We start from the raw sequence: 11,609 nt of genomic DNA, 5'->3' as shown, positions 1-11,609 counted from the left end.
CTCGACTGCGTCGCGGCGGAACTCTTCGGAGTAATTTTTCTTTGCCATCGGGTTAGATCTTCTCGCTTTCCCTGGTCTGAGACCAGGATCAAGCGTGTCCAACCCGCGGGGTCAAGGCCCCATCGTCTGCGCTCGGACTCACTGACCGATTCGCAACTTCTTCATGCGTAGATTCAGCGCTTCGAGAGAGACCTCTAACTCCATAGCTACGGGCACAGGGTTCCCGTACATCGCGTAGAGATCCTTAACGACGTCTTCGGGCATCAGCAGGTTCGCAGCAAACTGGTTTGCGTAGATCTCCTCGACGTCCGTTCCGCAGGACGAACGCGCATCACGACGATGGACGTACGTCTTAAGCCCTGGACCGGAATCTGTCTCGTTGTGAAAGTAGTGACCTAACTCATGGGCACATGTAAAACGCTGTCGCACAGGCGCATGCTCGCTGTTAAGGAAGACCTCGGGCGGTTCGACCTCAGAAGTCTTCGCGATCAAACCCGACAGCGAGTTCTCGAGTTTGGCGGAGTAGACGTTGATGCCGAGGTCGCGCGCAATGCGTACCGGGTCGATCGGGTACGCCAGGCGACCGTCTGGGCCGCGGAGTTCCTTGAGCACGAGTGCAGCGGCCTCATGTGCAGGCCATCGTGGGTTGCTCATTGTCCACCTCCTCATCAACTGGTACGCCGAACGAGGGCAACTGTGCCCGGCGGTTGGTTTCCTTCATTATGCACACCCTGCCGACAACTGGGGCATTCCCGCCCCGCAAACTTCAACATCTGTGTATTTGGGTGGCATTCCACTCACCTTCTCAACTCCGGAACAGTGGCAATCACGTCTCCTCCAGAGTCACACCCGCCCCGCCGGATCTGGTGACCTGGTGGGGCGGAGACTGACTCACGAACGCTTCGTTAATCGAGTACTACACCGTCTGACTCAAGCAGACCTCGGCCTACCGAATCTCCCTTGCCGCTGCGGAACTCCGCGATCGTGGCAAGGATGCGGTTAGCCAGATCCTCGGCCTCTTCAAAGCTCAGATCCACCCGCGCGAATGGCTTCTCCGGGTGTGGCAATCCACCATTTAGATCAACGGCCACTCGCGGCTCGTGGGTATTTCCATTGCCATCTGAATGTCGAGGAACAACGTGGATACGCGGGGTGAAGTCTCCGAAGGATCCAACATTTATGTTCATATTCGGACGGTACCGGACGGTCCTGACACAATCTGGAATGCCTTCGCCTAAAACTTCCCGATCCCCTTTCGGGGGACCAAGGAGCGTTGTCCAATCTCATTCTCACCGAGGCCGAAGTAATACAACCTTGGCCTTCGAACCCACGCGGTATGCACCTTCCCGAGAATCTGCTACCAATACCGACATGAAACGTGTATTCGCTACTCTAGCGATCGTCGGCCTGCTCCTCCTTGCCGGCGGATGCTCCAACGAGCCAGCTAGCACCCCTGTCACAGCCCCCGCCCTCGCAGCCGCAGAACAACATCAGGCTTACTGTGACGGATTCAATCGCCTCACACCCGGCACGCTCGAATCAACCGAGGCCTTCGAAGTGCTGGCCGACCCGGATTCAACACCCGCCCAGAAATCTGAGGCTCTCAAGAAGCAAATGGACGCTAACGTGCGCACAACCCCCTACAACTGCGAGTCGCCAACAGACCGAAGGCTTTTCGATGCTTTCATTTCTGAGCAGACCAATAGTCACCCACCTACTTCGTGACCGGATTGCTGGAGTTCCAACCGGGTCGACCAGACGCCCTAAACAGTCCCCTCGGACATTTTCTCATCATGGCTGACAAGCTCCCTGAAGACGTGGGTTTCCAACGCCTGACCGCCGACACCGTCTGCCTCGATCGTTGTCTCCACCAATATCCTCACAAAACGCCCCAAGCGGAACGCATCTCCTTCGATCACATTCGCCGGTACTGCGTCGACGACAACTTTGCTTCGCTTGTCGACCCGAATCGTTACCTTGCCGTCGAGTTCTGCGCCGTAAACGGATCCATTGATCTGTTCCGGATAGACACGCGGCTTCCGCTCAAAGAGGTTGCGCGCAAACTCTCTTCCGACATCGCTGATCTTCGAAGTCCTCCGAGCGCCGTGCGGACTCAGAAAGTCAACTTCGAGATTGACGTCAGCAGCATCAAGTGCCTTTACCAACTTTCGAAGGTTCTCCCAACGATCTGAGGGAGCCTTAATCTCTGAACTCTGTCGTTCGATCGAATCGTGGAGGTCGAGGATCTGACCGAGTGCAGCCTCCACACTCGACACCACCCCAAGGTCAAGTTGGCCCTCGTCAGACTTTGCCACGAAGTGCGGAAGCGCGTGAATAACGACGCTCCCTTGCCCGACTCCAACGAACTGAAGGCGCGCGCTGTCCCTAATCTCCTCAGGTAGCGCGGCTTGCAGCTCTTGATCGAGTCGCTGCAGAACCGGGCTTGCGCTGAAGTCGAACGCGCCGTCTTGAACTGATCCGCCGAACAGACGAACATCTAGCCTCAGCGGATACGCCGCGGCGGGCGCGAGCCGGCGCATCGCTTCAACGGCAGCTTTGCGTGCGGCTCCTGCAAGATCGTCCTCAGCCTCGTCGTCCATCAACCAACTTGGTGGCCTGAAGCTCGGCGACTCTGCAGAGCCATCGACAACGCTCACAGAATCACCTCCAGGTATCCGCGACGCGAAGGCGCGTCATCAAGCCGAGGAGCCACTTTCGGACCGTCCGGCCGCACTCTTTGCCAGAAGTCGTCGAGCGCCCCGCGGGTCTGGTAGTAGTCTGCCTCCAAAATCGAACAGGTGCCAGCAAACGGCGACGCCACTGGGTACCAGGTTATCGGGAACGGCTCGACGCCGTACTCCTTCACCACGGTAGGCCTATGACCAAAGAGTGTCTTTAGCGCCTTCGTGCCAGGCTTTCCGCTCAGCGCCGCGAGCTTGAGTCCATTGACCTGCGGTGAAACATCAACATCGTCGGGGTCGAGCATGCTGGAGGTGAAACTGCCGCCTATCCACAACGCCATCAGAACGTCCGGATCTCCGACCTTCTTTTGGATGAAATTCCATGCCGCGATGTAGTTTTTCAGCCCATCGAATCGACGTCGTCGCGTGATCGATGTCGCAAACTGCAAGTCCTCGACGAAACAGGCTTCGATCTCTTCGAGTGAGCAACGATAGCGACCGAGGGGTAGGTGTCCGGTTGTGGAGTCCAGAGGGGGGATCATGGGTAGTCCAACCGCATCCGTCTGTGTGGCACGCCGTTGACCCTTTCACTGCATGAAGATTGCTACGGCATCATGTCATGGACTATGCAACTTGAAACCACGCGGTACGTAAATCGGTTCGGCTCACGGACTTCTATCCTGCCGAACTACGGTCGCTTGCTACCGAGGTCATTTCGGAACCAAGAAGCGTACGCGAATCGTCGGCCAATAGATTAGCCAGGTGCTTGTACCCAGCACGGGGATCAACAACGTGTACATCAACGCCAAACGGCTGAAAAATGCTCCTGAGCGCGTCTACAGATGACAGACACCGCGCGCTCAAATAGAGCTTTTTCATCTGGTACCGGCCAGTTCGGCGCGGCACCTCCCCTCCCCATGATTCTCGCAGACCGCCCGGATCATCCTCACACCGGCCAAAGGCGACACCCAACGACAATGCGCCGGCAATAGTCAATAACGGTTCACGAACCCGGAACCTGTACTCGGACCAGTAGCGCAACACTTCATCCACAAACGGCTCAGCGCTCCGCACGTAGTGCACGCCACACGAACAACCGTCCTCGAACAATTCATCGTGACTACAGACCGCACAAATATTGGGGCCCTTCACCCGGCCCGGACGAAACAGATTGCCCAACCACGGAACACCCAGCCCGACAGAATATGCGCGGAATCCAACCTCCGAAGGTATTTCCATTACACCCCGCTCCCCACAACGGCAGGCCTGAACCAGTCCTCTAGCTCCACGACAAACCGAGATCGAAGCGAAGAAACGTCTGATCGATCTAGACCAAGCCCGTTGTGGACGTATCCGTCAACGGTGCCGAACTCACGATTCACAACCCGAAAAGTCTTCCGCAGATCCTCGCGCCGGCACCTATCCTCCCCACCGAGAAATGCATTGCTAGCCATGTAGTCGAATTCCACCAATTCCTCTGACACACCTAGAATTCGAAGCAGCACCGCCACCAACCAACCCGTGCGGTCGCGGCCCTTCGAGCAGTGAATCAGAACACCACCACGTGACCTCGCGATCAACTTGAGCGCGTCACCCAGCGCCGCACGCACCGAGCCATTGCCCACGAATGACTCATACATTCCCGAGGATTCGAAGAACAGTAACGAGGCTGGCGCATCCTTCATGACATCTACAGAGGCAGTCATGACACCGGGCAACTCCGCGACCGGGTCCAACATCTTTTCCAGAGTCGAACGCAGATCGATTCGAGTTGAGATCCGTCCTGCCAGGGTTCGAGCGGTGCCCTTATCGATGCCCACGGGCGCAGCACTCCGGTAGAGCAACCCAACTTCAACCGCGTTTGTCGCAGATACTGCGTACCCTCCAACATCCCGAAAGTTAAGAACACCAATATCATTCGGTGAACACTCCCCCGCCCATTGATCCATCAACGCCCCTATCTTGTCCATCCCGCAATTAAGTTTGGCAGCCGACGAAGCAGGGCTCAGAGAGTTACCTGGCCCCGCTTCGTCCAAAATCGGTAGCAACTGTCAGTCGACTTTTGCTAGTGCTGTGAGAACTTCCTCAAAGAACTCGTCGCGCATCTCCGTCGCTTTGTCGTCGGGGAGCACCTTCACTTCCCCCTCGTACTTCCCGCAGGCGCTAATCTCATGTTCAGCCATCAGCACTTCCCCGCGCGCCGAGAGGCAGTTGTCATGGCACAGCGCGAAGTTGCGTTCTCGTGCGAGCTTTTCCTGAACGTGCGAGAGCAGGATGCCCGCAGAGGATGACGCTTCCTGGCCGGATACGTGCTTCGCTGCAATAAATCGCAACACGCAATCTCTGCTGAGGTTTAGTGCGGCGGCGAGTTCGCCGCCAACCAGAAGAACCCAGACGTGTTCGTTTCCAGTACCGGTTTCTCCCAAGTACACGCACTCATATTTCATGTGCAGATGGTTCCATAGCGCCATCGCGATGGGACCGAATCAGAGGTACGAGTTCTCACCGAGAAGGATCCGCCGCGCTTGCAGATAGGGACTGTTCACGCGAGCTGGGGCAGTCCCCTCGCTCGGCACAACCGGCGCCGGCGGACGACGCAGCGCGAGAACCGCCGCCATGGCTTCCGCCTGCTCCTCCAATTCCTCACGATTGCCGCCCGTCAGAAACTCCAACGATTCCGCCGGCAGCTTCTTCTCGACCCGCACCTGATGCCGAAGGAGGGCAGCGACTGCCGTATCCCTCTCCGCAGTCACGGCTTCAATCTCCCCAAGATCCTCCCTGTGAGGAATTTCCTCACTGGATTCGAGTTTTGCGAGTCGCGCATTCGCGGCCCTCACCGCCTTGTCCGCTTCCTTACGGGCAGCGCGCTCATCAGCGAGATCCGCCGTCGTCAACTCACTCAAGTCTTCATCCATCAATTAACCTGCCCCTCAATTTCGCTTCTCTACGCTCACGCAGTTCATCCAGTGGCGTCCGAGATTTCGGCACCTGCTCACCAATCAATTTCATGACGTCCGTTATCCGCGACGACAACATCGCCACATCGCGGGCTGAGGTCGTCGCATCAATCGCCCCCGCCAACCTGTCCCGCAACGCCTCTAACGTCTTCAGATGGTCACCCAGGCTGGCGACCGGCGCGACCTTCACCTTGACGACTTCCATAAATTCGACCTTTCATATTCATTCGACTCCTCACCATCGCCGCAGGTCAGAACGAACTTGGTGTATAGGCTCCGTGGGGAGGTATACGGCTCTTTGCCTGAGGGTCGCCGTGGGGCCAGGGTGGGGATAGGGTGGCCCGAACCTGCAAGTCGGGGCCGACTGACGCGTCCCTGACCTGCACTTATGCAGCGGATTTGGCATAAGTGCAGGTAGAGGCGTTGCAACCTTGCCCGCTGTGTTGGTCAGAATCCCTCGGTGTTGGCGATCTGTTCGATGCCTTCGGGGGTGAGCGCAACGTCGTGGGCCATCTGGGCTGCGACCTTGTTGGAGCCGGTCAGCTCGTCAGGCAGGCTTTCGAGGTCGTAGATCATGTCGTCGGTTTCCCCTGGCTTGTCTACGGCGTCGAGGGCACCGAGGTTTTCGACATGTTCACGGTCGTTTGGGTGCTGGGCATAGTGGTCGCTGAGTAGTTCGGTGTACTGGTGGGCGGACGCTTCCCTGACTACGGCACGCATCAGGGTCGTGTCACCGGTTACTTGTGCGTCTCGGTAGAGCGCTGAGAGTTCCTGTCGTTCTCCCTCTGCTGCTGCGACTTCGCGGCGCGCTTCGCGGAAGTATCGATGTTGTTCGGGTGTTGGGGTTCCGCTGAGTCCGTACAGCTTTCGTTCCAGTTCGAGACGGTAGGTCTTGCGGCTTGCTTCTTGGTCTGCTTTGAGGGCGAGGAGTTCGTTGCGGCGTTCGGTCCATGCTCGGGCAGCGAGGACGGTGCGGATGCCTTTGTTCGCTTCGTTGATTGATGCGTTGGTGTAGGGCTGTCCGACTCCGGTTGGTAGGTCGGTGGGGTACTTCTGGCGGAGTTCGAAGAGTGCGTTCTCATAGTTGGTGCAGGCCTGTGCTGCTGCTTCATGGTTGCTGATTGCCATGTGTTTCATCTCCTGGATGTTTGTGAATCGGGCATGCGCTCGTGCGCTTGCGCCCTATGGTGTGCGGATGGAACCGAAATTCTTGCGTGCTATCGAGGGTGAGACCTGCCCAGACGGACATAACGATCTGCGGCTGTACCGCATCACTCATGTTCTTGACCAGGCGACCGTCTCCGAGCAGATCATTCTGTGTGGTCAATGCACATATCAGGCGAGCGGCGAGGGTTGCTGAGCTAAGCCGAGCGGGGCGAGCCCTCATCGAGTAGCTCTCGAATTTGCCACTGGCTTAACGCGAGCCGGCAGACATCATAAAAATCTGTCAAGCATTTCACTGCCTAGATTTGCGACGAATCTAAATGCTTGCCTTTCGGTATCGTCTGACGTCATGCTCTGCGTATGACCTCTTACGAATCAGCATCTGCCCCCTGCTTCGCTTCAACGCGAGTCCTATACCAAGGACACCGCACCCTCATCCAATGTGAACAGCACGCGGCGGATGGACGGCATTACACTCACGGTGTCGGGTACTGGGGTGATGCCGATGCCGTCGAGTAAGCGGCGCGACTGCTGATGCCCATCTGATTTCTCCCTAATCAGTATTAGTTCTTGTGATGCAATGTGTTTCAGATATCTACCGGCTAATGTGAACAACTTCGGGAACCCCGAATGCCTTGTCCCGTAGTTCGTGGTCGGCCGCGGTGATGATCGCGATGAGATCCGTGTCCGCGATGCGCATGTTCGAGGGCTCACGCTGGCGCCGAATCCAGGTGATGTGGTGCTCACCGACGTGCCGCAACGGTCGGGCGTAGAACTCCCCCACCCGCGCTCGTTGTCCACCTATCGATGCAGTGCCAGCGTCACAGAACGCTTGGAGTTGCTCGTCGTTGAGCCGCCAGCAGTACACCTCGACCTCGTTTTTGTCTCGCCTGAGTTTGTGTCGTCGACCCCACCTTGTGTAGGTCCAGCGCCATTCGGCTGCTGTCACTGCTCACCGTCCTCGTCTCGGTCGTCGAGAGCGCTGACGAGGAGGTTGGTGATGAGCCTGAGTTGCGAGCTGATCCGTTTCTGGTTCGCGAGGATCGTTTCCAGTTTGGAAACGTCACCGTCAGCTACGGGCGCTAGCTGCTCCAGCTTGGACGCCAGCGGCTTCACGTCGAGGTACTCAGTAAGAGCGACCCGTGAGGGTCTGTATTGGCTTGGGCGGATCGGGGCATCGCATGGTCCGAGGAACATCGCTTCGAGTGTCGTTTCGTGCGCTGGCATATGACGCCTTTCAATGTGGATCGATTTCGAGATGACTGTTACTGGCATAGGTTTCATTCGTTGTCGGGGCTGATGTCGGCTGAGGGGTTGGAGATCAATTCGTCTGCCCGAGTGACCAGATCGGCGAGATCGTCCTCGGCGAGTTCGAATTGCTTGTGGCCTTCACGGACGGTGCAGAGGCCGCTCGCATCGCATGTCGCAAGGAACGGTCCGACTGTGCCGGTGCCTGTGTCGAGTGCGTCTCCGGCTGCATCACACAGTTGTCGGAGTTTCGACGCGGTCAACCTCCAGTAGTAGCCATCGTTTGTGGGTACTTCGAGGCGGTAATGGCGTCTGTAGGCGCGTTTGCCTGGGCGTTGGCGGAGGACTGCGGTGAGCACGTAGGGAGGCGGGTTGTTGATATCGGGTCTCCTTGGGGCTGAAAGTCGATTAGGGGAAGACTGAGGGGCTGCTTTGCTCACTCCTGCCAGGCGTGACCGGATGTAGGTGAGGCGCAGGCTGTATCCCAGCCACTGCTCGATGAGCCAGGATCTACGCCGTTGTTGACCATGGACTTGAACAAACCGAAGGGGCTTGAGGTGGCCTTCTCTTGGGCGCGTTGGGCGAGGGCGAGTTGTCGATCGAGGTTGACGTTCTGGGCGGCGCAGAACTTCTCGTAGTCGGTCCATGCAACTTTGGCTATCCATGGGAGAGCTTTGAGTTCAGCGAGCGTGCCGGCTTCAGCTTCGGCTTTACGTCGATTGCGTTCAGCTTCAGCCCTGACTGCTTCGGCTTTGACGCTGGCTGAGTGCGCTTGGTCCTCCGCCTCGCGATGCTTGGACATCGCATTCTTGCGTCGGGCATATTCTTCGGGCGTCGGGTCTTCCCATCCACCCACTGCGTACGTGTAGCCATCGTGTCTGGTGTGACGACCGGCGATGTAGATGAACCCTGCGTCCGTCAGTTCTTGCCGCTCGTCGTCATTGAGTCCCTTCCCGCAATTGCCCATGTTGACGAGTTCGGTGAGCCTGACGTATCTGAGGGTTTCGGTGTCCCCAGCGTCGGTGTTGATTTCCTGTTCGTAGAGATATGAGAGGTCGTCCTCCTCGTCCTCGCTCGTTAGAGGAGGAGGATCTGATCTAGGGTTTGATAAAGACTCTGTTGGGCAGACATCAGTGTCGGGTGGTTCGGACATCAGTGTCGGGTGGTCTATGACATCAGTGTCGGGTGGTTCCGGTTTGTCATCATCACCACCGGACATCAGTGTCGGGTGGTTTAGCTTGTGATCGACGTAACCGCTCGGATAGGCGAGGTTGTACTCGCTCTTCCGTCCGTTACCCATCGACGACCCCGACACAACAAGATCAAGCCAGCCCGCCTTCTGATTGGTTTGCAGATTCCTGCTCACCTGACGCTCACTCAGCTTCGTCTTGGCCGTCAAAATATCCATGCCAGGGAACCCGCGCTTCCCGAACTTGTCTGTGTGGTCCCAGACGATGTAAGCCACCGACCTCGCATTGCTTGGAACATCAGACATCCCGTACGCCTCATGCCAATGAAATTTGTCTTTCCATACGAAAGCCTCTGTCACACGACCCCCTCAGGCTCAAGCAGCGCGTTTGGAATCCAGATGTACAGGCGCCCATCCTCATCACGAGTTGCCTGCCGAACCAGATCATCGTGAATCGCGAATTCCTCAGGACTCATACCGGATTCGGTGTAATGCACACCATTGCGGTATTCACAGACCTCGTACAGTGAGGCGTTGAGCCCCGGCCCTCCAGTCGAACTGTCTTCGAAGCTCACACCATCTCCCTTGCCGTTTTTAGTTCCCGGTTCACCACAGCGACCAGCGAGGCGTTGCAACCGATCTCGCGGGCAATGGCTATCTGACTCATCCCGCCGGCCTCGATAAGCTCCCTGATCCGCGGTCTCGCGGCATGCTTATGCCCACGGCCAGGACCAGGCTTCGATGCCGTAGATAGCCCATGACGCATTCGCCGGTCAGCCTTGCCTTTGGCCGCAGTCAGATCCGCAGGCAAGTAGACCCACTCACCACCACGACGGCGGGCAGGAATCAGGCCATTCGAGCGCCAATTTCGCAGACTTCGACGACTGCGACCGATGAACCTCGCAGCTTCCGCTTCGCCCATCCACCGCACCGGCATATGCACCGGCTCGGACTCATCCACAACTGGCAAGGCTCGCAACAGGATCACCCACCCTCGACTCGGACAGAATGTCCCCGATCGTGGGGAACAATTTCATGTGCCGCGCCATCAGCTGCATAAGGTGCGTGTGCATTCCCTGCGGGGAAACCCAACCCGGAGTAGCCATCACACACAGAAGTCGCTCACGGAGCCGATCAGCAGGCCGTGCGTCGTTGTCACGAATGCCCCGTATATACCCGGCGTTCTCGCCGCAACGGAACCTCCACGTAGAACCCAGATTCGACATGTCAACACCCGCTTGCTCAGCCCACTCAGCAAGCCACCTCAGCTGCTCGTCAGCTGCATCGAGAGCGTCGAGGTTTACCGGCGCCCGAGGACCCGGCTTATCCGTCTGTTTCGAGTCTGGGTTGGACTCGGCAGTGCCGATCCGCGGCTGCCGATACAGTCCCCCACGCAGATGCGCAATCACTTCAGGAATCGCGTTGACCACTGTCTCCAGCGAATAGACGTGTGTGGTCAATCTCCACACCTCATCAGCGCGGTGATCCTGTCTCGTGTTTCAGGCGTGAGAGGAGGCCGGTCCTTGACGAGATCGTCGATGAACTTGGATATTTCAGGGTTAGGGTGATACGTTTTTGCTGGCAAGCTGCGCCCTTCGATCAGAAAAACAGCACAGAAAATATCCCTGGAGCTGCGAACTCAGGGCAGATCGAGCAATCAGACGTTCAGTTCGAACGTGTTTTCGAGTATATGCCGCACTGGCGACGAGTCGCCGTATTGCACACTAGGTGTTCCTTGGCCGGCCGCCGACGTTCCGGTTCACGAAGCGTTCCGCCTGAATCTGCACCGCCCGCTCCAACTCTTCGAGCGAGTACAAGATGCTGCCGTTGTCCCGCGAATGCCCGATCAGATCCCCTCGGCGACGCCACAGTCGCAAGGTGCGCGGGGTGCGATTCACGTGCTCGGCGGCCTGGCGCGTGGTGAGCATGGCTTCCATTGTTTCTCCCTGCTGATTAGTGATAATCGATTTTCCGGGAAACTGTTTTCCCTAATGCAGGCATCGTATCGAATGGCTTGGACACACCGCTTTGTTAAAAAAACTACACCCAGTGGCGGACAGAAAAACATAAAGCGAGATGTTACGAGACAGATCAATTAAAGACGCAGGCAGAACCCATTCGGCGATTGCGAGCGTAGCTCAAACCGGCGCGTCGCCCTCACGCAAGCGAGGGAGAGGTGAATGAATCATCTACGCACACAGACTCGTTCGCATTGGCGCCGGAACCATCATGTCCGGTCGGTGTCCCAGTATGTCGACGGCCATCGTAAGCTCCCCACTGGCGGCCATTTATGGCGCATTTTGTGGCCATGGTTTCTCCCCGCGTACGGCCAGATAGTTCCCCACCTGCTGTGAGTCAGATTCGGTCCCG

The 11,609-nt window shown here is 57.6% G+C and carries 16 protein-coding genes; 1 reads left to right on the top strand and 15 read right to left on the bottom strand.

What is annotated here, in order from left to right; genetic code table 11:
• Positions 1-138 precede the first annotated feature (138 nt).
• Complete coding sequence (locus tag ASU23_RS00210) at positions 139-654, bottom strand: ImmA/IrrE family metallo-endopeptidase (RefSeq protein ID WP_058036865.1); 516 nt, start codon at positions 652-654, stop codon at positions 139-141.
• A 717-nt stretch (positions 655-1,371) separates the two neighbouring features.
• Here ASU23_RS00210 and ASU23_RS33685 point away from each other — a divergent pair.
• The gene (locus tag ASU23_RS33685) at positions 1,372-1,725 is read left to right on the top strand and encodes a hypothetical protein (RefSeq protein ID WP_156423029.1); all 354 of its coding nucleotides are present in this window, start codon (positions 1,372-1,374) and stop codon (positions 1,723-1,725) included.
• 38 nt (positions 1,726-1,763) lie between these two features.
• Here the strand turns inward: ASU23_RS33685 and ASU23_RS00205 are convergent, their stop codons facing one another.
• From ASU23_RS00205 to ASU23_RS00140, 14 genes are all read right to left on the bottom strand, one after another.
• Entirely contained in the window at positions 1,764-2,657 is an 894-nt protein-coding gene (locus ASU23_RS00205; RefSeq protein ID WP_156423028.1) for a hypothetical protein, read from the bottom strand.
• Positions 2,654-3,223, bottom strand: a complete 570-nt coding sequence (locus tag ASU23_RS00200) for a hypothetical protein (RefSeq protein WP_058036863.1) — start codon at positions 3,221-3,223, stop codon at positions 2,654-2,656. Before ASU23_RS00200 ends, ASU23_RS00205 begins: the two co-directional genes overlap by 4 nt.
• A 696-nt stretch (positions 3,224-3,919) precedes the next feature.
• Positions 3,920-4,651: a tyrosine-protein phosphatase gene (locus ASU23_RS00195; protein WP_058036862.1), complete on the bottom strand. Its 732-nt coding sequence runs from the start codon at positions 4,649-4,651 to the stop codon at positions 3,920-3,922.
• An 81-nt stretch (positions 4,652-4,732) separates the two neighbouring features.
• Complete coding sequence (locus ASU23_RS00190; RefSeq protein ID WP_156423027.1) at positions 4,733-5,128, bottom strand: hypothetical protein; 396 nt, start codon at positions 5,126-5,128, stop codon at positions 4,733-4,735.
• A 39-nt stretch (positions 5,129-5,167) separates the two neighbouring features.
• Entirely contained in the window at positions 5,168-5,596 is a 429-nt protein-coding gene (locus ASU23_RS00185; RefSeq protein ID WP_058036860.1) for a hypothetical protein, read from the bottom strand.
• A complete protein-coding gene (locus ASU23_RS00180; protein WP_058036859.1) occupies positions 5,589-5,843 on the bottom strand; it encodes a hypothetical protein in 255 nt (84 codons plus the stop codon). The genes ASU23_RS00185 and ASU23_RS00180 overlap by 8 nt, the downstream gene beginning before the upstream one ends.
• A 242-nt stretch (positions 5,844-6,085) precedes the next feature.
• Complete coding sequence (locus ASU23_RS00175; protein ID WP_058036858.1) at positions 6,086-6,766, bottom strand: hypothetical protein; 681 nt, start codon at positions 6,764-6,766, stop codon at positions 6,086-6,088.
• Between the two features lie 631 nt (positions 6,767-7,397).
• On the bottom strand, positions 7,398-7,751 hold the full coding sequence (locus ASU23_RS33680) for a hypothetical protein (RefSeq protein ID WP_156423026.1): 354 nt from the start codon (positions 7,749-7,751) through the stop codon (positions 7,398-7,400).
• Complete coding sequence (locus ASU23_RS33675; protein WP_156423025.1) at positions 7,748-7,918, bottom strand: hypothetical protein; 171 nt, start codon at positions 7,916-7,918, stop codon at positions 7,748-7,750. The genes ASU23_RS33680 and ASU23_RS33675 overlap by 4 nt, the downstream gene beginning before the upstream one ends.
• 164 nt (positions 7,919-8,082) lie before the next feature.
• Positions 8,083-8,409: a hypothetical protein gene (locus ASU23_RS00160; protein WP_156423024.1), complete on the bottom strand. Its 327-nt coding sequence runs from the start codon at positions 8,407-8,409 to the stop codon at positions 8,083-8,085.
• A gap of 77 nt (positions 8,410-8,486) precedes the next feature.
• A complete protein-coding gene (locus ASU23_RS00155) occupies positions 8,487-9,599 on the bottom strand; it encodes a hypothetical protein (protein WP_058036854.1) in 1,113 nt (370 codons plus the stop codon).
• On the bottom strand, positions 9,596-9,814 hold the full coding sequence (locus ASU23_RS00150) for a hypothetical protein (protein WP_058036853.1): 219 nt from the start codon (positions 9,812-9,814) through the stop codon (positions 9,596-9,598). Before ASU23_RS00150 ends, ASU23_RS00155 begins: the two co-directional genes overlap by 4 nt.
• The gene (locus ASU23_RS35190) at positions 9,811-10,161 is read right to left on the bottom strand and encodes a helix-turn-helix domain-containing protein (RefSeq protein WP_367646115.1); all 351 of its coding nucleotides are present in this window, start codon (positions 10,159-10,161) and stop codon (positions 9,811-9,813) included. Before ASU23_RS35190 ends, ASU23_RS00150 begins: the two co-directional genes overlap by 4 nt.
• Before the next feature lie 802 nt (positions 10,162-10,963).
• Positions 10,964-11,167 (bottom strand): helix-turn-helix domain-containing protein, encoded by a 204-nt coding sequence (locus tag ASU23_RS00140; protein WP_172826970.1) that lies wholly within the window; start codon positions 11,165-11,167, stop codon positions 10,964-10,966.
• Between the last annotated feature and the right edge of the window lie 442 nt (positions 11,168-11,609).

It is taken from the genome of Rhodococcus sp. KB6, assembly GCF_001445685.1.
Classification (GTDB): Bacteria; Actinomycetota; Actinomycetes; order Mycobacteriales; family Mycobacteriaceae; genus Rhodococcus_F; species Rhodococcus_F qingshengii.
The sequence above is the reverse complement of the archived record's forward strand: the minus strand, read 5'-3'. Positions and strand labels throughout refer to the sequence as shown.